Here is a 22,249-nt window from a genome sequence, read left to right as displayed (position 1 = left end):
CGCCCGCGGTAAACCCGGTGGTCGGATTGGGAGGAACCATGGACCACTCGCGGGTGCCCGTGCTGGAGGCGCTGCAGGAGTTCCGGCGTCGCGGAGACATGGTCTTCGGTCCGCCCGGCCACAAGCAGGGCCGCGGCGTGGACCCGCGGGTGGCGGAGATCGTCGGGCTCGACGTGTTCCGCTCGGACGTGCTGTCCCTCAACGGACTGGACGACCGCCGTCAGTCCCAGGGCGTGCTCAGCCAGGCACAGGAACTGATGGCGGACGCGGTCGGCGCCGAGCAGGCGTTCTTCTCCACCTGCGGCAGCTCCCTGTCCATCAAGACGGCGATGCTGGCCGTGGCCGGTCCCGGCGAGAAGCTGCTGCTGTCGCGCAACGCGCACAAGTCCGTGATCTCGGGCGTCGTCGTCAACGGCGTCGAACCGATCTGGGTCCATCCCAAGTTCGACCGGGAGCGGCACATCGCCCATCCGCCCGAGCCCGACGACGTGCGCCGCCGGCTCCAAGAGCACCCGGACGCCAAGGGCATGCTGCTGATCACCCCCACCGACTGGGGGACCTGCGCCGACGTCCGGGGCGTGGCACGGGTCTGCCACGAGTTCGACGTCCCCCTCATCCTTGACGAGGCATGGGGCGCCCACCTGCCGTTCCACCCCGATCTGCCCGCCTGGGGCATGGACGCCGAGGCGGACCTGGTGGTCACCAGCGTCCACAAGATGGGCGGGGCGATCGAGCAGAGCTCCGTCTTCCACCTCCAGTACGACCGGGTCTCGCCGGAAGCACTCAAACAGCGGGAGGACCTGCTCGGCACCACCAGTGCCTCGTCCCTGGTGTACATGACGCTGGACGGCTGGCGCCGACAGATGGTCGAGCAGGGCCACGACCTCCTGGACGCCGCGCTGCGCCGTGCGGAACGGATCCGGCTCGCGGCCGGGGACCTGCCGGGACTGCGGCCCATGGGGCAGGAGATCGTGGACGAGGGACTCGCCGCCGAATTCGACCCCCTGAAGATCGTGATCGACGTACGCGAGCTGGGGATCAGCGGCATGCAGGCCGCCGAGTGGCTGCGGGCCGAGCTGCACGTGGACGTCGGCGGCTCCGACACCTGTCGGATCAGCGCGTCCATCACGCACGCCGACGACGACGAGACGGAGAAGGCGCTGCTGGACGCCCTGCGTGCCCTCACCAAGGGCGCCGAGTCCATCGAACGCAGGCCGCCGGTACACCTGCCCGAGCCCTCGGACCTGGAACTGGAACAGGCCATGCTGCCGCGCGAGGCGTTCTTCGCCGAGGTCGACCACGTGCCCGCCGAGCGTGCCGCGGGCCGTATCGCCGCGGAGATGATCAGTCCGTACCCGCCGGGTGTCCCGGCGATCGCCCCCGGTGAGGTCATCACCGACGAAATCCTCGACTACCTGCGCAGCGGCGTCGAGCACGGCGTCCTGATCCCGGACGCCGCCGACCCGTCGGTCAAGACGCTGCGGGTGGTGGCGCGGCACTGAGGAGGCCCTTGCCGGCGATCGCGGCCAGGGACAGCGTCCGGTACCCCATGGACTCGAACAGCACGGTGATGCGGTCGCCCTCCTCGCTCATCACCGTCCCCTCTCCCCACTCCGCGTGCTGCACGCGCGTGCCTGACACATAGGGGGCGGCCGCAGGGAATGAGGGCTCCTCGCTCGTGCCCCCCACCCCGTCGACGACACTGGGCTCGGACTCGGACCCGGACCCGGACTCTGGGGTCGCGCACATGTCGCAGGCCCCGCACGGGGCGTCGTACGGCTCCCCGAAGTAACCGAGCAGGAAGCGGCGTCGGCAGCCCGTGGTCTCTGCGTACCCCAGCATCATGGCCAGCCTCGACTGCTCCAGCCGTCTCCGTGCGCCGGCCTCCTCGGCCGCACGCGCGGCCGCTTCCCCGGCGGTCGTCCCGGGCGCGGCACGCACCCGCCCGTCGTCCTCGGTGTGCACCGCCCCGGCCTGTTCCAGGAGGTTGACGGCCGCCGTCACGCGTCGGCGTGTGAGTCCCGTGTCCTTCGCGATGTCGTCCGGCTCGGCGGGAGCGTCGCGTTCGTGGACGCGCTCCGCGACCGCGCCGAGGGTGTCCTCGTCCGGCGCGCGCGTGGCGAAGAGGCGCTGGAGACCGCTGTCCTCGGTCCGGTAGTGGAGGACGGCGACGGCGGGCCCGCCGTCCCGGCCCGCACGGCCGATCTCCTGGTAGTAGGCGTCCAGCGAGCCGGGCACCGACGCGTGCAGCACGAACCGTACGTCCTCCTTGTCGATGCCCATGCCGAAGGCGGAGGTGGCGACGACGACGTCGGTCTCGCCGGCCAGGAAGGCGTCGTGCACGCGGGAGCGCTCACCGGCCGTCAACCCGGCGTGGTAGGCGGCGGCCGACAGACCCAGCGCGGCGAGGTCGGCGGCGTACGCCTCGGCGTCGCGGCGGGTGGCGGTGTAGACGATGCCCGGCTTGGGCTCCGCCGCGGCGCGCTCCACGACCACCCGACGCTTGTCCGTGTCGTCCAGGAAGCGGCGCACCTCCAACGCGATGTTCGGCCGGTCGAAACCGGCGACGACCAGTGCCGGATCCGCCATGCCGAGCCGCTCCACGATCTCCTCGCGTACCGGCGGGGCGGCCGTGGCGGTCAGGGCGAGGATGGGAGGTCTGCCCACCCGCTGGGCCGCCTGCGCCAGGCGGAGGTAGTCGGGGCGGAAGTCGTGGCCCCAGGCGGCGACGCACTGGGCCTCGTCGACGACGAACAGCGAGGGCGCGGCCCGGACCAGCCGCTCGATCACCTCGTCCTTGGCGAGCTGCTCGGGGGAGAGGAACAGGAACTCGGCGTCCCCGTGCCGGACCGCGGCCCAGGCGGCCTCCGTCTCTCCGGCCGCCTGGGCGGAGTTGACCGCGACGGCGTCCGGGGCGTCGGTATGGCTGAGCAGGCCGGCGATCTGGTCCCGCTGGAGGGCGATGAGCGGCGAGACCACCACGGTGGGCCCGGGAAGCAGCAGCCCGGGCACCTGGTACACCGCCGACTTCCCGGCGCCGGTGGGCATGACGGCCAGGGTGTCCCGGCCCCGCATGACCGCTTCCATCGCGGTCAGCTGCCCCGGCCGCAGCTCGCTCCAGCCGAACACGTCATCGGCGGTGCGCGCCAACCGCTCCGGGACGCCGGTACTCCTCTGGTCGGGCATGCCTGTTCCCTTCATGGTCTGGGGTCGTGCGCTGCCACTTCGGGCGGGCGTCGCTCCCGCGACGTCCCGCCACGGAGGCGCAGCGCGGACAGAGCCGCCGCACCCGGTCGGCCGCGCCCCCGGACTCCGGGAAGGTGTCAGACCAGGTGACGTGTGGAAACCGGATCAGCCGGGACCGGCTGAGGGAGAGACCGCGCACCGTCTGGTTCATGCCCGGCTCCCATGCGTGCACCTCCCCGGCGGGCAGCCGGCGACGGCCCTCCTCTTCGTCCGTGCACTGGCCGGACGCGGCGACGTGGTACTCCTTGACGCGTGGCATGACGTCTCCCCGCTCGTTCGGAGCAACCGCGTTCCCCGTATGCGGGGACACAAGCCCCGGCGCCGGGCGTGCCTCAGGCCACGCGGATCCCGACGATGCAAGTGTCGTCGTCCGTGTCGGACCTGCTGTGCGTGAGCAGCCGGTCCAACTGCTGGTCCAGGGTCGGCGGAACCGCCCGCGCCACCGTCAGGAACTGCGCCAGGGACTCCTCCACGGACCGGTCACGGCGTTCGATCAGACCGTCCGTGTACAGCAGCAGCGTGTCGTCGACGGCGAGCTGGACCTCGTGCTCCTCGTACGTCGCCTCCGGTACGGCGCCCAGCAGCAGCCCCGTGACGAGCGGCAGCGGTGCCGCCTCCGAGCCCCGCACCAGGACCGGCGGCAGATGCCCGGCCCGCGCCCAGCGCAAAGTGTTGTCCTTCGGGTCGTACAGAGCGCAGACCGCCGTCGCGGTGACGGCGCCGGTCAGATGGTGGGCCACCATGTTGAGCCAGGACAGCAGCTGGCCCGGCCCGGCACCGGTCACGGCGAGCCCGCGCAGCGCGTTGCGCAGGACGACCATGCTGGTGGCCGCCTCGATACCGTGACCCGCGACGTCGCCCACGCACAGCAGCACCAGCCGGGACGGCAGAACGACCGCGTCGTACCAGTCGCCGCCGACCAGATGCTGGGTCTCCGCGGGCCGGTAGCGCACCGCCACGTCCAGTCCCGGAACCTCCAGCGGCGCCCGCGTCGGCGGCATGATGGCGTGCTGCAGCTGGAGGGTCAGCCGGTTGCGTTCGCTGGCCTCCTGCTCGGTGTGGGCGAGCTGGTCCCGGGTGGCGGCGAGGGCGACCTCGGTCCAGTGGTGCGCGGAGATGTCCTGATAGGCGCCGCGCAGCATGTAGAGCTGACCGGAGGAGTCCAGGACCGGCTCCGCCACGACCCGGATGTGGCGGGTGACCCCGTCCGGGCGCTGCAGCCGGAACGCGGTGGACGCGGGACGGCGCTGGTGGAGCACGGTGCGCAGGAACCGGCCGATGGCGACGGCGTCGTCGGGGTGGGCGTGGGCGGGCAGCTCCTCCAGCGGCACCGGGACGTCGGAGACGGGCCTGCCGTAGAGGTGGTAGAGCTGACCGTTCCAGGTGATCTCGCCGGTCAGCAGGTTCTCCTCGAAACCGCCGATGCGGCCCAGGCGTTGGGCGTGCTGGAGCAGGCTCGCCAGGCGGGCCGTCTCGTCCTCGATGCGCCAGATCAGCAGGACGCTGCCGCCGTGCCGGGTGACGTTGATGTCGGCGACCGCCGCGAGCGGCACGTCGTCCACCAGGGCGGTGAGCCGCATGCGGTGCGCGCGGAAGGGCTCGCCGGTGGCGTAGACGCGCTCTATCCGTTCGAACAACTCGCTGTGGCCCGCTGCCATCGGGTACGCCTCAAGGAGCAGCGCGCCGTTCACGGCGCCCCGCGGCCGGCCGGCCGGGTCGAGGAAGCGGCTGTTGACGTGGTGGATGCGGAAGTCGACGAGGTGCCCGTCGGGGCCCAGGTGCGGCACCAGTACCAGGGCGGGGTCGTGGAGCCCGTCGGCCAGGTCCATCAGCTCGGAGACGTCCGGCAGGACGCCCGGGTCCGGGGCGCCGTCGGGGTACTCGAGCGTGTAGGTCTCCAGGCTGTGCCCGCACAGCTCGGCCAGCGCCTCGATCTGGCGGACGATCGGCGGGGGAGGGGGCTCCAGCGGCGTGGGCCAGGCGATCTCCAGTACGCCGTGGATCCGCCCGCCGGTCCCCGCGGGTACGGCGACCCGGCCGCCGTCGGGGTGGTGGTGCTGGCCGATGGACGGCAGACCGGTCTCGGACAGGCTGCGGACCCATTCCCCCGTGCGCTCGGTGAGTCCGCGGCGGGCCACGGTCGTCACACCCGGCGGCACATGGCGCCAGCGTCCGGCCTCGGCCGAGGAGAACCCGGCACTGCCCGCCAGCGAGAGGGATCCGTCGGCCCCCAGGGCCCAGATCGCCACTGCCTCCGCGCCCAGCGGGGTGAGCGCGTGCTCCAGCAGGGAGTCCGCGACGGCCTGGGTGTCATCGGCGGCCAGCGCACCGCTCTCGGCGGTCCGCAGCCGTACCGCGGACGAGTGCCCGTCCGGCGCGTGCCCGTCGGGCAGATCGGCGGAGGCGGTGGCGGCGAGGAAGGCGCTCGTCACCTCCGACATCCGGTCGCGCGAGGCCTGGTTGATGACCTCGACGGCGAACTCCAGCGGCGTCACCCCCGCCTGCGCGGTGAGCTCGGCGAGCTGCCGCGAGGCCTGCGCCGGACCGCAGCCCAGCCGCTCGACCAGGATGCCCTTGGCCAGTTCGATCAGGGCCCGCCCGTCCGCCTCGGCCTGCGCCGCCCGCACCTCCTGGCGCAGCCGCTCCACGGTCGCCGCCAGCCTTCCGACCGGAGAGGACTGCCCGTCACCGTCGTCGCCGTGGCCGTGGCCGGTGGGATGTTCGGGGACGGGGGCACTCTGTTGCTCGGGCGGCTGACGGAGATCACTCACGGTGGGCCTGTTCCTCGGCTGGGACGTCACGCGGTCGGCTGGTGGGCGCTGCCTGCCCTCACTCGGGCAGCCACCGTCGGACACGGGCGATGAGGTCGCCGGTGTCGACGGGCTTGGTGACGTAGTCGTTGGCCCCCGAAGCGAGGCTCTTCTCCTGGTCGCCCGGCATGGCCTTCGCGGTGACCGCGATGATCGGCAGCTCCGCGTACTGCGGCATCGACCGGATCTCCGCGGTGGCGGCGTACCCGTCCATCTCCGGCATCATCACGTCCATCAGGACCAGTGAGATGTCCGGGTGCGCGAGCAGCATCTCGATGCCCTTGCGGCCGTTGTCCGCGTGCAGGACCTGGAAGCCGTGCAGTTCCAGCACCCCGCTGAGCGCGAAGAGGTTGCGCGCGTCGTCGTCGACCACGAGGACCGTCCGGCCGAGGAAGGAGTCGTCCACCACCTGCGCGGCGGCGCGCTGCGGCTCCTCGGGGCGCACCAGCGACAGCACGTCGCCGGGCTGCTCGGCGGACAGGTGCAGGGTGATGCGCTCGCGCAGGTCGTCCAGGCTGGACAGGAAGTCCAGCGGCCGGTCGCCCGCCAGGGCTCGCAGGCCCTGCTCCTGGGCGAGGTTCACCCGGTGTCCGGTGTGGATCAGGACCGGCACGCTCGCCAGTGCCGAGTCGCCGCCCATGGCCTCCAGGAAATCGGCGCCCTCGTCGTGCGGCATGCCGAGTTCGAGGACGACGCAGTGGCAGGGGTCGGCGGCCAGCGTGCTCGCCGCCTCCTGCGCGCCCACGGCCGTGATGATGTCGATCGCCCCGTGCTGGTCGTCGGCGTCGTGCGCGAGGTCCGCGACGGCCCGCTCGGCGACCAGCGTGAGCAGACCGCGTGGGCGCTCCTCGATGACCAGCAACCGGCGCCTGCGCTGCTCCGGGGAGGGCGCGGCAGCCGGCAGCTGCCGGGGCTCGGCCGCCTCCTCGGACGTGGAGCCGTCGTACGGCAGTTCCGCCGGACGTCCGCCGCCCTCCATCAGCTCCTCGAAGTCGGCGCGCGCGACGGGCAGGTACAGCGTGAACGTGCTGCCCTGGCCGGGGGTGCTGTCGACCGTGACGGCGCCGCCCAGCAGGTGGGCGATCTCCCGGGTGATCGACAGACCGAGCCCGGTGCCGCCGTACTTGCGGCTGGTCGTCCCGTCGGCCTGCTGGAACGCCCCGAAGATCGTCTCCAGTTGCTGCTGCGGAATGCCGATACCGGTGTCCTTGACCCGGAAGGCCACGATGGGGCCGCCCCGGTGCACACCCGGCGGTACCTCCTGGTCGGCGGCCGGTTCGATCCGCAGCACCACACCGCCCTGCTCGGTGAACTTCACCGCGTTCGACAGCAGGTTGCGCAGGATCTGGCGCAGCCGGGAGTCGTCGGTGAGCAGGTCGGCCGGAGTGCCGGGGGCCGTGGCCACCGTGAACTCCAGGCTCTTCTGGGTCGTCATCGGCCGGAACGTCGCCTCGACGTACTCCAGGAGCTGGCGCAGCGGCACCCGCTCGGGGCTGACGTCCATCTTGCCCGCCTCGACCTTGGACAGGTCGAGGATGTCGTTGATCAACTGGAGCAGGTCCGAGCCCGCCGAGTGGATGATGCCCGCGTACTCGACCTGCTTCGGAGTGAGGTTGCGGGAGGGGTTCTGCGCCAGCAACTGGGCCAGGATCAGCAGGCTGTTGAGCGGGGTACGCAGCTCGTGGCTCATGTTGGCCAGGAACTCCGACTTGTACTTGGAGGCCAGCGACAACTGCTGCGCGCGGGTCTCCAGTTCCTGCCGGGCCTGCTCGATCTGGAGGTTCTTCGCCTCGATGTCGCGGTTCTGCGAGGCCAGCAGGGAGGCCTTCTCCTCCAGTTCCGCGTTGGAGCGCTGGAGTTCGTCCTGCTGGACCTGCAACTCCTCGGACCGGGCCTGGAGTTCGGCGGTCAGTCGCTGGGACTCGTCCAGCAGCTCGTCGGTGCGGACGTTGGCGACGATGGTGTTGAGGTTGACGCCGATGGTCGGCATCAGCTGCGCCAGGAAGTCCTGGTGGATCTTCCTGAAGCGGCTGACGGAGGCCAGCTCGATCACACCGAGGACCTGCTCCTCGACCACGATCGGCAGCACCACCAGAGCGGTGGGCGCGGCGTGTCCGAGGCCGGAGGAGATGGTGACGTACCCGGCGGGCAGCTCCTCCACGGTGACCATACGGCGGTTGCGCGCGGCCTGGCCGACCAGGGAGCGCCCGACCGGGATACGGGTGGGCCGCTCGTCGTCGTCGGGATAGCCGTACGAGCCCACCAGCCGCAGCTCGTGCCCGCGCTCGGTGTCCTCGGCCAGGTAGAAGGCGCCGAACTGGGCGGAGACCAGGGGGGTCAACTCGTCCATGATGAGCTCGGCGACCACCGGCAGGTCCCGGTGCCCCTGCATCAGGCCGGAAATCCGGGCCAGGTTGGTCTTGAGCCAGTCCTGCTCCTGGTTGGCCCGCGTGGTCTCGCGCAGGGACTCCACCATGGAGTTGATGTTGTCCTTGAGCTCGGCGACCTCGCCGGAGGCCTCCACGTTGATCGACCGGGTCAGGTCGCCCTCGGCCACGGCGCTCGCGACCTCGGCGATCGCGCGCACCTGCCGGGTGAGGTTCCCGGCCAGCTCGTTGACGTTCTCCGTGAGCCGCTTCCAGGTGCCCTCGACGCCCTCCACCTCGGCCTGTCCGCCGAGCCGTCCCTCGCTGCCGACCTCGCGGGCGACGCGGGTGACCTCGGCGGCGAACGACGACAACTGGTCGACCATCGTGTTGATGGTCGTCTTCAGCTCCAGGATCTCGCCCCGGGCGTCGACGTCGATCTTCTTCGAGAGGTCACCGTTGGCCACGGCGGTCGTCACCAGGGCGATGTTGCGCACCTGCCCGGTGAGGTTGTTCGCCATGGAGTTGACGTTGTCCGTCAGGTCCTTCCAGGTGCCCGCAACGTTAGGCACCTGCGCCTGTCCGCCCAGACGGCCCTCGGTGCCGACCTCGCGGGCCACGCGGGTGACCTCGTTGGCGAACGCGGACAGCGTGTCGACCATCGTGTTGATGACGTCCGCCAGGGCGGCGACCTCGCCCTTGGCCTCGACGGTGATCTTCTGCGAGAGGTCGCCGCGCGCCACCGCGGTGGCCACCTGGGCGATCGAACGGACCTGCCCGGTCAGGTTCGACGCCATCACGTTGACGTTGTCGGTCAGGTCCTTCCAGGTCCCCGACACGCCCCGGACGATCGCCTGTCCGCCGAGGTTGCCCTCGGTGCCGACTTCCCGGGCGACGCGGGTGACCTCGTCGGCGAAGGCGGAGAGCTGGTCGACCATCGTGTTGATGGTGTTCTTGAGTTCGAGGATCTCGCCGCGGGCGTCGACGGTGATCTTCTGGGAGAGGTCGCCCTGGGCCACAGCCGTGGCCACCTGGGCGATGTTGCGGACCTGCGCGGTGAGGTTGCCGCCCATGAAGTTCACGGAGTCCGTGAGGTCGCGCCAGGTGCCCTTGACGCCCTTGACGTCGGCCTGACCACCCAGCCGGCCCTCGGTGCCGACTTCTCGGGCGACGCGGGTGACCTCGTCGGCGAAGGCGGAGAGCTGGTCGACCATCGTGTTGATGGTGTTCTTGAGTTCGAGGATCTCGCCGCGGGCGTCGACGGTGATCTTCTGGGAGAGGTCGCCCTGCGCCACCGCCGTCGTCACCTGGGCGATGTTGCGGACCTGGGACGTGAGGTTTCCGGCCATGAAGTTGACCGAATCGGTGAGGTCGCGCCAGACGCCGCCCACACCGGGCACCTGCGCCTGTCCGCCGAGGCGTCCCTCGCTGCCGACCTCTCGGGCGACGCGGGTGACCTCGTCGGCGAAGGCGGAGAGCTGGTCGACCATCGTGTTGACGGTCTCCTTCAGCTGAAGGATCTCGCCGCGCGCGGGCACGTCGATCTTCTGGGACAGGTCGCCCTTGGCCACCGCCGTCGCCACCTGGGCGATGTCACGGACCTGGGTGGTCAGATTGCCCGCCATGGCGTTGACCGAGTCGGTCAGGTCGGCCCAGGTGCCGGAGACCCCCGGAACCTCCGCCTGACCGCCCAGCGTGCCCTCGGTGCCCACCTCGCGGGCCACCCGGGTGACCTCCGACGTGAACACGGACAGCTGGTCGACCATGCCGTTGAAGACCGTGGCGATATCGCCCAGCAGACCCTGGCCGTCGGACGGCAGCCGAGTGCCGAAGTCGCCGTCGCGCACGGCGGTCAGCCCGGCCAGCAACTGCCGTAGCTCCTGCTCGCCCGGGGCCTTCTCCCGAGCCTCCGTCGACGTACTGGTCATGCGTGCCCTCGTTCCGCTCCCCAAGAGCCCCCGCACCGAGGACTCGGAACCCTGCCGGGCTCGTGAAGGGCCCGCTCACCAGCGACAATTCCGCACCCCACGGAGCTGCCCGATGAGAAATCCGTCGAAGATTAACCCAGGTGCCGAGCCGCGACAAAAGGCCGACGGGAGCGTTGTGACGGGACGAAAAAAGAGGCCGGCAGGGCGGCATGAGGGAGGTGACGCGGGGTACCCGTCACGATTTTCACGAGTCCGGCGGCGTCGGCGCGAGAGCTTCCTCCAGGGTCGGGTGGAAGGGGACGACGGTGTCGAGCGCCACGAGCTGCAAGGTGCGCAGCACGGCACCCGGCACCACCACGAGGCGCAGCCATCCCCCCGCGGTCTGAGCGGCGTGGAAGGCGGCGATCACGGCGTTGACACCGCTGGAGTCCATGAACGTGACCCGGCTCAGATCGATGACGACCCGCCGATCCGCGGCCGTCTCCGTCGGCGCCAGGGCGCGCGTCAGGCCCCGCACGCTCTGGTGGTCGATCTCTCCGTCGAGGCCGAGGACGGCTATGCCGTCGGCGTCGGTCCGGACCACGGACAATCTGCCATGACCCGCTGCTTCCCGGTTCTCTGTCACTTGCGTCCTCTGCGCACTCGATGGGGGCTGTCACGTCCTTGCTGCCACCGCTGCCCCGGAAGTCCGCACGCGATGCATGAGACGGCCCTTCAGTTCGTCCGCAGCAGGGAAACAGCGCGACACAGGCGTAAGGCATGAAACACGGGGTATCCGCGCGCTCATGAACGGGGTACTGGAGATGGTCGGCAGGGTGCGGGTCCTGCCTGAGGAGTGTTCGCGGATGCCGGAAGCCGCACCTGCCGAGGTGACCGTGGCCCTGGACGGAGCGGACGGCTGTATCGCCGACGCCCGGGCCCAGACGTCGAAGTTCCTGACGCGGGTGCAGGGGGAGTACGGGCTGCCGGTGGCGGCCCGCACCATGGACCTGGGGCAGCTGGTCGTCAGCGAGCTGGTCACCAACGCGCTGAAATACGCGCCCGGGCCGGTGCTGCTGCACCTGCGCATCGTCGACGCCATGCTGGAGATCGAGGTGTGGGACACCGATCCGACACTTCCGCTGGCACGCGCCGCCGACGCGGGGCGGGTGGGCCAGCACGGTCTGGAGATCGTGATGGCGGTCGTCCAGGGAATAGAGGTGCGCCAGGAACCGGTCGGCAAGTGCATCACGGCCCGGCTCGCCTTGTTCGACGATCCGTCGTAGCGGGCCGCAGCCGCCGTGCTCCTGCGCCGGGAGAAAACCGGCGGCACGAGCACGGCGCTGCGGCCTGCGCCGGCGACCGCTGAGACATAGCGGGGGCCACGGCATCGAGGTGTCCGGCGGACTGGGCCTCCCTAGAGGGCCTTGTCGGGCCAGTCGAGCAACCGGGCACCGATCACCGCGGTCTGCAGCATGTAACGGTGGTTCGTGTCGGCCGGGTTGGCGCCGGTGAGCCGGTGGATGCGTTCCAGGCGGTAGGTGAACGCCCGCACGCTCAGTGAGAGCCGGCGGGCCGCCTCGGCGGCGACGCAACCCGAGTCGAAGTAGGCGACCAGGGTCTCCATCAGCACCCGGGGACCGCCGCGGGCCTCGGTGAGCGGGCCCAGCGTACTGGTCACCAGGTCGGCCATGGCCTGGCGGTCACGGGTGAGGACTGGGTAGACGAGCAGGTCGGCGGCGTGCAGGACCGGCGCCTCCAGTTCCAGGCGGTCGGCGAGATCGAGGGTGTTGAGGGCCTCCTCGTACGACTGCACCACCCCGCTGGGGCCGGGCTGGGGCCGGCCGATGGCGACCCGGCCGCCGTCCATGGCCGCGTACGCCTGCTTGGCGAAGTAGGTCAGCACCTCGTCCTGGTCGCCCGGTGCGACGCACAGCAGGCGGCCGTCCTTGGTCGTGAGGAGGATGCTGCGCGCGCCGAAGCGGGTGATGAGGGCCTGTTCGACCTGGCGGGGGACCGGGTCGGCCTCGTCGTAGGCGGCCGGGCCCTGGGCGACGGCGACCGCGTGGGCGTGGGACAGGCGCAGGCCGAAGCGCTCGGCGCGTTCGGCGAGGCGGCCCAGGTCGCTGCGGCCGTAGAGGAGGTCGTCGATGAACTCCCGGCGCGTTGCCTCCTCCTGGCGGACGGCGAGGCGCTGGGCGCGTTCGTAGCCCTCGGCGAAGGCGTCGACGACCTGCTGCACGGCGGCGAGCACGCAGTCGGGGGACAGGGGGGCGGCCGGCCAGGCGGCGCGGGTGGCGGCGAGGTGGGCGCCGATCAGCGAGCGCAGGCCGTAGCCGGCGTCCGCGGCCACCTCGCCGAGGGCGCGGCGTGATTCGAGTTCGTCGCGGGTCAGGCGGCGGCCCGTGGCGGAGACGTCGGCCAGGATGCGGGCATAGCCGTCGAGATAGTCGTCGGGTACCGCGTGCTCCGTCATGTGATCCCCCGTGTGTTGACGCGCCGGTGACGCGCTGGTGACGCGTTCTTGGCGGCAGTCTGGCACCGAGACCCTAGTGAAGACTGCCGGGAACCGGCAATGCGGCCACGGGGTGTGCGCGGGCAGGATGTCCGTGGGGGAGCACAGAGGATGATCCAGATGCCGGATCCCGGCAGGGTTCCGGCACCTGGACCCACGGCCCCCGCCGCAGCCGGTCGAGATGATGGGGGAGGGTGGGCATGCGGACGTTCTTCGAGGCCGCCTCGGGCTTTCCGACCATCCTGTTCACGGCCGCCCTGGTCGTGGTCGTGTGCTTCTGGCTGCTCGTCGCCGTCGGCGCGGCCGACCACCACAGCTTCGACACGGACGCGCACGTCGACGCCTGGGGGATGGGCGGGGTACCGGTCACGGTCGTCTTCTCGTTGCTGACCGCGTTCGGCTGGTTCACCAGCCTCTCCGTGACCGTCCTGCTGGATCCGGTCGCCGCCCCGGGCCCGCCCCGCGTCCTGGCCAGGCTCGCCGCGCTGGTCGTCGCGCTGCTCGTCGCGTGGGGCGTCACCCGGGTGTTCGTACGGCCGCTGCACCGCCTCTTCCCCGATGAACCCGGCCCGTCCCGGCGGGACTTCGTCGGACTGACCTGCACCGTCCGCACCGGCCGGGTGGACGCTGACTTCGGCCAGGCCGAGGTCACCGCGCCGGACGGCTCCACGGCCGTCGTACAGGTCCGGCAGAACGGCGGCGAGGACCTCGGCAGCGGAAGCACGGGGCTGCTGTACGCCTACGACGAGCCCGGCGAGTTCTTCTGGGTCGCCTGCTATGACAGCGCGCTCGACCCGGGCGGCCCCACCGGCTGAGCCGCGACTCCCCCGCACACCTGACCGCACCTCACCTTCCGTATGCCTCAAGGACGTACTCCATGGATGCCATCTCCCTGGGCATCGGCGTGCTCGTCGCCGTTGTCCTCCTCATAGCGGTCACCATGCTTCTGGTGGTCAGCCGGCTGTTCCGCAAGGTCGAGCAGGGGCGGGCGCTGATCATCTCCAAGACGAAGAAAGTGGACGTCACCTTCACCGGCGCGGTCGTGCTGCCCGTCCTGCACAAGGCCGAGTACATGGACATCTCGGTGAAGACCATCGAGATCCGGCGCACCGGCCGGGAGGGGCTGATCTGCCAGGACAACATCCGCGCCGACATCCACATCAGCTTCTTCGTCCGGGTCAACAAGACCGTCGAGGACGTCATCAAGGTCGCCCAGGCCATCGGCACGCAGACCGCCAGCGACCCCGCGGCCATCCAGGGCTTCTTCGCCGCGAAGTTCTCCGAGGCCCTCAAGACGGTCGGCAAGCAGCTCGACTTCGTCGACCTCTACACCAAGCGGGAGGAGTTCCGCGACCGGATCATCCAGGTCATCGGCACCGATCTGAACGGCTACCACCTCGACGACGCGGCGATCGACTTCCTCGAGCAGACGCCGATGACCCAGCTCGACAGCCAGAACATCCTGGACGCCCAGGGCATCCGGAAGATCACCGAGCTGACGACGGTCGAGCACGTGCGCACCAACGAGTTCCAGCGCACGGAGGAGAAGGAGATCACCCGGCAGGACGTCGACGCCCGGGAGACCATCCTGGAGCTGGAACGCCGGCAGGCCGAGGCGGAGATCAGGCAGCGGCGCGAGGTCGAGACGCTGCGGGCCAAGGAGGAGGCCGCCACCGCCAAGGTGCAGGAGGAGGAACGGCTCGGCGCGCAGGGCGCGTTCATCCGTACCGAGGAACAGCTCGGCGTCCAGCGCGAGAACCAGGCCCGCGAGATCGCCGTCGCGCAGAAGAACCGCGAACGGGTCATCGCCGTCGAGAACGAGCGGATCGAGAAGGACCGCCAGCTGGAGGTCATCGGGCGGGAGCGGGAGACCCAGCTGACCCGGATCGCGGCCGAGAAGGAGGTCGAGGCCGAGAAGCGGGAGATCGCCGAGGTCATCCGGGAGCGGGTGGCGGTGGACCGTACGGTCGCCGAGCAGGAGGAGTCCATCAAGACGCTGCGAGCCGTGGAGGAGGCGGAGCGGGAGCGGCAGGCCGTCGTCATCGCCGCCGAGGCCGAGGCGCAGGAGAAGCTGGTCAAGGACATCAAGGCCGCGGAAGCCGCCGAGCAGGCCGCCACCCACCGCGCGGCCGAGGAACTGACCCTGGCGGACGCCCGGTTGAAGTGCGCGGACCTCGACGCGCGGGCCAAACTGCGGCTGGCCGAAGGGGTCCAGGCCGAGGCGGCCGCCGAGGGGCTCGCCGCTGTTCAGGTCCGCGGCAAGGAGGCCGAGGTCACCGAGAAGACCGGCCGCGCAGAGGCCGCCGCCACCGAGGCACGGCTGCGCGCGGAGGCGGAGGGCGCCCGCGAGAAGGCCCTCGCCGAGGCCACCGGCATCGGCGAGAAGCTCAAGGCGGAGGCGGCCGGCCTGACCGAGAAGGCCGCGGCGATGGCGGCCCTCGACGACGCCTCCCGCGGCCACGAGGAGTACCGGCTGCGTGTGCAGGCGGAGAAGGAGATCCGGCTGGCCGGACTCGACGTCCAGCGGCAGGTCGCCGAGGCACAGGCGACCGTGCTGGCGACCGGCCTGGAGAACGCCGACATCGACATCGTCGGCGGGGACTCCGTCTTCTTCGACCGGCTCGTCTCGTCGATCGCGCTCGGCAAGGGTGTGGACGGCTTCCTCGAACACTCCGAGACCGCCCGGGCCCTGGCCGGACCGTGGCTGGACGGAACGTCCAGCTTCACCGACGACCTCAGCCGCATCCTCGGCTCGGTGTCGACGGCCGACGTGCAGAACGTGACCGTCTCCGCGCTGCTGATGAAGCTGATGAAGGCCGGTGGAACAAACTCCGGGCAGTTCCGGCAACTGCTCGACAAGGCAGACGAGTTGGGCCTGGCGGACGCACCGCTCGCCGCCGTCAACGGCAGCACGGCAAGGGCCTGACCCGTCCACCCGTCCGGAGCCGCCGCACAGGGGACGGCGGCTCCGGACGCGTCACCGACTTCCTCGAAGGGATGCCATGACCACCGGCCCGGACACCGGTACGTACGACAGGGCCGACGACGGTGCCTACGAGGTGCTGCGCGACCGGCTCGCCGCACAGGCCGCCGAACTCGGCCGGCGAGCCGGCGCACTCGACGCCCGCCGCCGCGAGGAGTTCGGCTCGACACGGCTGGAGCTGACCGGTGCCGAACGCCTGCGCACCGAGCACACCTGCGTACCCCGGGACATCGTCGCCGTCGGTGACGTGCTCCTCTTCGGCCACAACGTCTTCCCGGGCCCCAAGCCCGAGACGGCAGTCGGTGACGTCTTCACCCTGCACGACCGAGTCCTCGACCGGCTGCCCGAGGACGCCGTACCGGGCCTGCTCGACGATCCCGCTTTCGTGCGGGAGTTCGCGGCGCTGCACCGCTACTACCGCAAGGCCCGTCTCCTGCGGCTCCGGCACGTCGACGGCAAGCTGCTGGCAGTCTTCCGGACCGGCGAGAAGACCGACGACATCCGCGTCCTGCGCTGGACGCTGTCCGACGACGGACGCCAGGTCGCCTTCCTCGACGCCCGCGGTGAACGCGACCACGTCCTGCCGCCCTCCCACGACTTCGAGTGGACCTCGGCGACCCGTGAGGATCACGTCCTCGGCCGCCATCCGCACGTGTCGATCGCGGGCGAGGTCTTCGTCGAGACGCTCGGCGGCACCCTCACGGTCAAGGTGGAGGACGACACCGAGACGGGGGAGGGGATCCACGCCGAGCCGGTCGACGAGCCGCTGCAGTCGCTGGCCGACGCCGACATCGCGTACGCGCGCGTGGGCGCCCTGATTCTGCTGCGGATCCGCCCCTACAAGGAGGACACCCACCGCCACCTGGTCTTCAACACGCTCACGAAGACCGTCGTACGCCTGGACGGCATCGGACAGGCCTGCCGCCGGCTGCCCGAGGACCAGGGGATCGTCTTCCCCGGCGGCTACTGCCTGGCGACCGGCGCGTACAAGACCTTCGACGGCATCGACACCGCACACCTGGAGTACGAGGGCGTCACTCGCTCACCCAACGGGGAGGACGTCCTCTTCGCGTTCCACGCGCGCGTGGACGGGCGCAGCCTCCTGCTGCCGTACAACATGATCCGCAAGGAGGTCGCCACCCCGCTGTCCTGCCACGGCTGGGCGCTCTTCGAGGACGGCACGCTCATGGTGCTGCCCGGGAACCCGGCGGGAAAAGCCGCCGAACCGGCCCACGTCCATCCGCTTCAGGTGTGGCGCTCGCCGTACGTCTCGGACACCTGTGCCGCCACCCGCCCCATCGGCACCGGCCCGCTGGCCCGCATCGGTAACGCAGACCTCGTCCGCGGTATCTCGGACTGCCTGGCGATCACGGCCTCCGTCGCCGGGACGACCCCGACGACGGAGGTGTACGCGGCGCTGATCGCCGCGTGCGTCCGGGCGGCGGACACGTACCACTGGCTCGCCGACCCCGAACTCGGGGATCTGAACGGTCCGTTGGAGCAGGTCCGGGTCACGGCCGAGCAGGTGCTGACCGAGTTCGAGACCGTCCGGGCCCTCACCCGCCGGGCCGCCGACGCGCTGGACGCGGCGGCCGAGGGGGTCGCGGCCGTCGTACGCCGGCTGCGCGGAGAGGCGCCCCGCGAGGCCGCCGCCTGGGTCACCGGCCTGACCGAACTCCGTCGTGCCCAGGGCCGGCTGCTGACGCTCAAGGAGACGCGGTACGCGGACACCGCCCGCATCGACGAGCTGGCGGCGCAGGCCGCGGAGGACCTGACCTCGTTCGGGCGGCGCGCCGTCACCTTCCTGGCCCGCGAGGACGCCTTCGTGTCCCACCGCAGGCAGGTCGAACAGCTCCTCACGGACGCCGGGGCGATCGTCACGGTCGCCGAGGCCGCCCCCGTGGCGGCCCGCGTCGACGAGCTGGCGGAGGGACTGCGGACGGTCACCGAGGTCGTCGCCTCGCTCGAAGTGGGCGACGCCACGGTGCGTACGGCCATCCTGGAGCGCGTCTCGGAGGTACTGGGCGCGGCCAACCGCGTGCGCGCCACCCTCGACGCGCGTCGCCGAGTCCTGCTCGACCGGGAGGGACGGGCCGGGTTCGCCGCCGAGTTCGCGCTGCTGGGCCAGACGGTCGCGGGTGCTCTGCCGATGGCGGACACTCCTGCGGCGTGTGACGACCAACTGGCCGCCCTCTTGGTGCAGTTGGAGGGTCTGGAGGCCCGTTTCGCGGACTTCGACGACTTCCTGACCGAGCTGGCGGACAAACGTGCCGAGGTCTACGAGGCGTTCGCCGCCCGCAAGCAGAGCCTCGCCGACGCCCGTGCCCGTCGTGCCGAACAGCTCGCCGCCTCGGCCGGCCGGGTGCTGGAGACCGTCGCCCGCCGTTCCGCCATGGCCGCCGACACCGAGGCGGTCAGCACGTACTTCGCCTCCGACCCGATGGTGGCCAAGGTCCGCCGTATCGTCGGCGAACTGCGTGAACTCGGTGACCAGGTGAGGGCGGAGGAACTGGAGGGCAGACTGAAGGCCGCTCGCCAGGAGGCGTCCCGCGCCCTGCGCGACCGCACCGACCTGTACGGCGACGACGGCCGCACCCTCCGCCTGGGCCGGCACCGCTTCGCGGTCAACACCCAGCCCCTCGACCTCACCACCGTCCCGCACGGCGACACCCTCGCCTTCGCGCTGACCGGCACCGACTACCGCGCGCCGGTCACCGACCCCGCCTTCATGGCCACCCGACCGTACTGGGACCGCACGCTGCCGTCCGAGTCGCCGGAGGTCTACCGGGCCGAACACCTGGCCGCCCGCCTGCTGGAGGAGAACGGGCCGGTGGCCCTCGCCGAGGCGGACCTGCCGGCGCTCGTGCGACGGGCGGCGGAGCAGGCGTACGACGAGGGCTACGAGCGCGGCGTGCACGATCACGACGCCACCGTGATCCTCGCGGCGTTGCTGCGCCTGGACCAGGGGGCCGGTGTACTGCGGCACGAACCGTCCGCCCGCGCCGCCGCCCAGTTGTACTGGGCCCACGAGCTGTCCCCCGAGGCCCGTGCGATCCTCGGCCGGCGCGCGATGTCGCTCGCCCGCGCCCGCGACACCTTCGGCCTCGCCGCGGCGATCGCCGACTTCCGGACCGAGCTCGCGTCGCGGGTGGGCGCGGCGGCAGCGGCGTATCTCTTCGACGAACTGACCACAGGCCCCGACGGCTTCGTCGTCAGCGCCACCACCCGCACGCTGCTCGACAAGTTCCGTCGTACGGTCGGCACCTCGGCCTACGACGACGATCTCGCCGCCGTCGGCGACCTGGCCGCACGCCGCCAGCTGGCCGAGGCGTGGCTGTCCGCGTACGCCGCCTCCACCGGTACTCCGGGAGACCTGGACGAGGCGGTGGCCGTCGAGCTCTGCCCCGACCTGCCGCGCCACGAGTCCGACGCACCGCTGACCGAGACGGTCGAGGGCCTGCTGGGCACGCACCCGCGCATCACCGGCGGGCGCCTGACCCTCCGTATCGACGATTTCCTGGCCCGCACAGGGCGGTTCAGGCAGCAGGACGTCCCCGCCTTCCGCGCCTACCAGCGCCGGCGCACCGCGCTCGCGGCCGCCGAACGCTCCCGACTGCACCTGGACGACCACCGCCCGCACGTGATGTCCACTTTCGTCCGCAACCGCCTCATCGACGAGGTGTACCTGCCGCTCATCGGCGACAACCTCGCCAAGCAGCTCGGCACCAGCGGTGCGGACAAGCGCACCGACACGGGTGGGCTGCTCCTGCTCATCTCCCCGCCCGGCTACGGCAAGACGACCCTCGTGGAGTACGTCGCCGACCGCCTCGGCCTCCTCCTGGTCAAGGTCAGCGGCCCCGCCATCGGCCCCGCGGTCACCTCGCTCGATCCGGCCGAGGCCCCGAACGCCACCGCCCGCCAGGAGATCGAGAAGATCAACTTCGCGCTGGCGGCGGGCAACAACACCCTCCTCCACGTGGACGACATCCAGCACACCTCCCCAGAACTGCTGCAGAAGTTCATCCCGTTGTGCGACGCCACGCGCCGTGTCGAGGGCGTGTGGGACGGCGAACCGCGCACCTACGACCTGCGCGGCAAGCGCTTCGCCGTCTGCATGGCGGGCAACCCGTACACCGAGTCCGGCAGCCGGTTCCATCTCCCCGACATGCTGGCCAACCGCGCCGACGTCTGGAACCTCGGCGACGTCCTGACCGGCAAGGAGGACGCCTTCGCGCTGAGTTTCGTCGAGAACGCGCTGACGGCGAACCCGGTCCTGGCCCCGCTGGCCGGCCGCGAACGCGCGGACCTGGACCTGCTGCTCCGGCTCGCCGCGGGCGATCCCGCCGCCCGCGCCGACCGGCTCAGCCACCCCTACCTGCCGGCCGAGCTGGAGCGGATCCTCGCCGTCCTGCGCCACCTGGTCACAGCCCGCGACACGGTGCTCGCCGTGAACGCCGCGTACCTCGCCTCCGCCGCCCGGACGGACGCCACCCGTACGGAACCGCCTTTCCGGCTCCAGGGCTCCTACCGCAACCTGAACAAGATCGCCCAACGTATCCAGCCCGTCATGAACGACGCCGAACTCGCCGCAGTCATCGACGACCACTACAGAGCCGAGGCACAGACCCTGACGTCGGGCGCCGAGGCCAACCTCCTCGAACTCGCCGAGTTGCGCGGCACCCTCACCACCGAACAGGGCGCTCGCTGGGCCGAGTTGAAAGCGGTCCAGGTTCGCAACCGGGCCGTCGGCGGCTCGGCCGACGCCCCCCTCATGCGGGCCGTCGCCGCGCTGGGCCTCCTCGCGGACCGAGTCGGCGCCGTGGAGTCCGCGATTACTCGCGCCACCGACGCCGGATCCGCGGTGAAGCCGAACGGGCAGTGACCGCTCTCACGCCGCCCGCGTCGCAGCCTCCGGTGACCGGCGGGCCCCGGCACGGCCTGACACCTCCGTGAGCGCGGCGCTGTGGGTGGTTCCGCCCGGTCTTCGCCGGCCTGCCACCGCGCCCCGCGGGTGCAGGCTGGTGTTCGGTAACGTCCGTTCCATGACCGCCCTTGACGAGCTCGTCCGCCTCTGCCCGCCGCCCGCCGTTGCACCACCGGCCGTGGACTGGGCGCAAGCGGAGCGCGACCTCGGTGCGGCTCTGCCCGCCGACTACAAACAGCTCGTGGAGACCTACGGCGACGGCCTTTTCCACGAGACGATCTGGCTGCTCGTACCCGACTCCGCCTACGACGACTGTGACCTGCACGCGCAGGCGAGGGAGCGGGACGAGATCCTGGCCGACCTGTGGGAGTTCGAGGACAAGCCCGCGGGGCTGCGGGAGGCGGGCGCGAGGGTCCTGCCGTGGGCCTTCGAGGAGGGCACGGGAGCTTTCCTGTACTGGCTGGCGCGGCCCGGTCAGTGCCCCGAAGAGTGGACCGTGCTCTACAACGAGGGGCGCGGCCCCCTGTGGGAGCACCACGGCATGGGGTGCGTCGCCTTCCTGCTGGCGGTGCTCACCGGAACGGCGAGCACGGACTACTTCGGGCACCTCTACGAAGTGCCGAAGCCGACAGGGCACAGCTTCGCGACGGCCGACCAGATCCTCGGGACGGTCGGGGAGTGACGCCGTCAACCGCTCTCGAAGACCCGGCCCGCCGCCGGCCGGGTGATCAGGGACTCCGTCGGCAACGTATGGTCACCGACGGTGACCCTGTGACGGTGAGGCGTCAGCGGGCCGCGATCGCCTTCTCGGCAGCCGTCTTGATCCGGTTGCCGAAGGCCGGGGCGTCCTTGCGGGCGGCGGCCAGCGCCAGACCGACCAGGAGCTTGCCCACTCCGTGGCCGTCCAGGACGTTGAAGATACGGACACGGGTCCTGCCGTCGGCCAGGGACTCCAGGTCGTAGCCGCCCTCGCGCACCGTCACGCTGTTCTTGGACACCTCGGTCCAGCGGATCCTCACCGGCGCTTCGAGTTCGGTGATGCGGAACTCCAGGGCGCTCTTCATCCCGGCGTCCTTGACGGTGCTCCGGAAGACCGTGCCCACGGCGGTCGGGGTCTCCGGGATCCGCTCGATCTTCAGGACCCGGGGGCTGAACTCGGGATCGTTGCGCCCGTCGGCGAGATAGGCGAACACCTCCTGGACCGGCCGGTCGACCTCCACCACCGCTTTGAACTCTCCGGACATGGGCACTCCTCCTGGGTCGAGCCGTAACGGGTACGCGCCTTTCCTCACCGGACGGGTCACGGACCCCGCGGTGGCTCACATGCGTCCGCGGCTCGGTCGACGCGCGACCCGGGCCGTAGGGCCCCTTCTGCCATGGCGGCACCGTGACCCTACGGGAGGACCGGACATCACGCGAGACGAACGGTGACCGCGGCAGCGTCCCGAACGGGAAGGCCGGGCCGGAACAGGTGCATCCGGCCGAGGGACCACGACGG

Annotated in this window: 12 protein-coding genes and 1 pseudogene; 6 read left to right on the top strand and 7 right to left on the bottom strand. The window is 71.3% G+C overall.

Annotated features, from left to right (window positions below; genetic code table 11):
• The first annotated feature begins 38 nt into the window (after nucleotides 1–38).
• Complete coding sequence (locus ABZT06_RS14600) at nucleotides 39–1,502, top strand: ornithine decarboxylase (protein WP_355739997.1); 1,464 nt, start codon at nucleotides 39–41, stop codon at nucleotides 1,500–1,502.
• Here ABZT06_RS14600 and ABZT06_RS14595 read toward each other — a convergent pair.
• The 5 genes and pseudogenes from ABZT06_RS14595 to ABZT06_RS14575 form a co-directional block, all read right to left on the bottom strand.
• Complete coding sequence (locus ABZT06_RS14595) at nucleotides 1,471–3,186, bottom strand: RecQ family ATP-dependent DNA helicase (protein ID WP_355739992.1); 1,716 nt, start codon at nucleotides 3,184–3,186, stop codon at nucleotides 1,471–1,473. The two genes, ABZT06_RS14600 and ABZT06_RS14595, sit on opposite strands and share 32 nt — an antisense overlap.
• 25 nt (nucleotides 3,187–3,211) lie before the next feature.
• Nucleotides 3,212–3,505: pseudogene (locus tag ABZT06_RS14590) on the bottom strand (hypothetical protein); the annotation flags it as partial.
• A 73-nt stretch (nucleotides 3,506–3,578) separates the two neighbouring features.
• Nucleotides 3,579–6,017, bottom strand: coding sequence for a SpoIIE family protein phosphatase (locus tag ABZT06_RS14585; protein ID WP_355739990.1), 2,439 nt, complete (start codon nucleotides 6,015–6,017; stop codon nucleotides 3,579–3,581).
• 58 nt (nucleotides 6,018–6,075) lie between these two features.
• A complete protein-coding gene (locus ABZT06_RS14580; RefSeq protein ID WP_355739988.1) occupies nucleotides 6,076–10,350 on the bottom strand; it encodes a HAMP domain-containing protein in 4,275 nt (1,424 codons plus the stop codon).
• A 244-nt stretch (nucleotides 10,351–10,594) separates the two neighbouring features.
• Complete coding sequence (locus tag ABZT06_RS14575) at nucleotides 10,595–10,933, bottom strand: STAS domain-containing protein (protein WP_355739986.1); 339 nt, start codon at nucleotides 10,931–10,933, stop codon at nucleotides 10,595–10,597.
• Nucleotides 10,934–11,135: 202 nt separating this feature from the next.
• On the opposite strand from ABZT06_RS14575, the gene ABZT06_RS14570 reads away from it, so the two are divergent.
• Nucleotides 11,136–11,615, top strand: a complete 480-nt coding sequence (locus tag ABZT06_RS14570) for an ATP-binding protein (RefSeq protein WP_355739984.1) — start codon at nucleotides 11,136–11,138, stop codon at nucleotides 11,613–11,615.
• Between the two features lie 131 nt (nucleotides 11,616–11,746).
• Here ABZT06_RS14570 and ABZT06_RS14565 read toward each other — a convergent pair whose 3' ends face one another.
• On the bottom strand, nucleotides 11,747–12,805 hold the full coding sequence (locus ABZT06_RS14565) for a helix-turn-helix domain-containing protein (RefSeq protein WP_355739982.1): 1,059 nt from the start codon (nucleotides 12,803–12,805) through the stop codon (nucleotides 11,747–11,749).
• Between the two features lie 239 nt (nucleotides 12,806–13,044).
• On the opposite strand from ABZT06_RS14565, the gene ABZT06_RS14560 reads away from it, so the two are divergent.
• The 4 genes from ABZT06_RS14560 (at nucleotide 13,045) to ABZT06_RS14545 (ending at nucleotide 21,433) form a co-directional block, all read left to right on the top strand.
• Nucleotides 13,045–13,659, top strand: coding sequence for a hypothetical protein (locus ABZT06_RS14560; protein ID WP_355739980.1), 615 nt, complete (start codon nucleotides 13,045–13,047; stop codon nucleotides 13,657–13,659).
• 62 nt (nucleotides 13,660–13,721) lie between these two features.
• A complete protein-coding gene (locus tag ABZT06_RS14555; RefSeq protein WP_355739978.1) occupies nucleotides 13,722–15,770 on the top strand; it encodes a flotillin family protein in 2,049 nt (682 codons plus the stop codon).
• 76 nt (nucleotides 15,771–15,846) lie between these two features.
• Nucleotides 15,847–20,709, top strand: a complete 4,863-nt coding sequence (locus ABZT06_RS14550; protein ID WP_355739976.1) for a DNA repair ATPase — start codon at nucleotides 15,847–15,849, stop codon at nucleotides 20,707–20,709.
• Between the two features lie 160 nt (nucleotides 20,710–20,869).
• Entirely contained in the window at nucleotides 20,870–21,433 is a 564-nt protein-coding gene (locus ABZT06_RS14545; protein WP_355739974.1) for a hypothetical protein, read from the top strand.
• 103 nt (nucleotides 21,434–21,536) lie between these two features.
• On the opposite strand, the gene ABZT06_RS14540 is transcribed toward ABZT06_RS14545, so the two are convergent.
• Entirely contained in the window at nucleotides 21,537–21,995 is a 459-nt protein-coding gene (locus ABZT06_RS14540) for an SRPBCC family protein (protein WP_355739972.1), read from the bottom strand.
• Between the last annotated feature and the right edge of the window lie 254 nt (nucleotides 21,996–22,249).

This window comes from Streptomyces sp. NPDC005483 (assembly GCF_040606035.1).
In the GTDB taxonomy this organism is placed as follows: domain Bacteria; phylum Actinomycetota; class Actinomycetes; order Streptomycetales; family Streptomycetaceae; genus Streptomyces.
The sequence above is the reverse complement of the archived record's forward strand: the minus strand, read 5'-3'. Positions and strand labels throughout refer to the sequence as shown.

What these genes read in the sequence shown, in the direction of transcription:
- ABZT06_RS14600 (WP_355739997.1), top strand. Translation starts at nt 39, where the DNA reads ATGGACCACTCGCGGGTGCCCGTGCTGGAGGCGCTGCAGGAGTTCCGG.
- ABZT06_RS14595 (WP_355739992.1), bottom strand. Translation starts at nt 3,186, where the DNA reads ATGCCCGACCAGAGGAGTACCGGCGTCCCGGAGCGGTTGGCGCGCACC.
- ABZT06_RS14580 (WP_355739988.1), bottom strand. Translation starts at nt 10,350, where the DNA reads ATGACCAGTACGTCGACGGAGGCTCGGGAGAAGGCCCCGGGCGAGCAG.
- ABZT06_RS14570 (WP_355739984.1), top strand. Translation starts at nt 11,136, where the DNA reads ATGAACGGGGTACTGGAGATGGTCGGCAGGGTGCGGGTCCTGCCTGAG.
- ABZT06_RS14565 (WP_355739982.1), bottom strand. Translation starts at nt 12,805, where the DNA reads ATGACGGAGCACGCGGTACCCGACGACTATCTCGACGGCTATGCCCGC.
- ABZT06_RS14560 (WP_355739980.1), top strand. Translation starts at nt 13,045, where the DNA reads ATGCGGACGTTCTTCGAGGCCGCCTCGGGCTTTCCGACCATCCTGTTC.
- ABZT06_RS14555 (WP_355739978.1), top strand. Translation starts at nt 13,722, where the DNA reads ATGGATGCCATCTCCCTGGGCATCGGCGTGCTCGTCGCCGTTGTCCTC.
- ABZT06_RS14550 (WP_355739976.1), top strand. Translation starts at nt 15,847, where the DNA reads ATGACCACCGGCCCGGACACCGGTACGTACGACAGGGCCGACGACGGT.
- ABZT06_RS14545 (WP_355739974.1), top strand. Translation starts at nt 20,870, where the DNA reads ATGACCGCCCTTGACGAGCTCGTCCGCCTCTGCCCGCCGCCCGCCGTT.
- ABZT06_RS14540 (WP_355739972.1), bottom strand. Translation starts at nt 21,995, where the DNA reads ATGTCCGGAGAGTTCAAAGCGGTGGTGGAGGTCGACCGGCCGGTCCAG.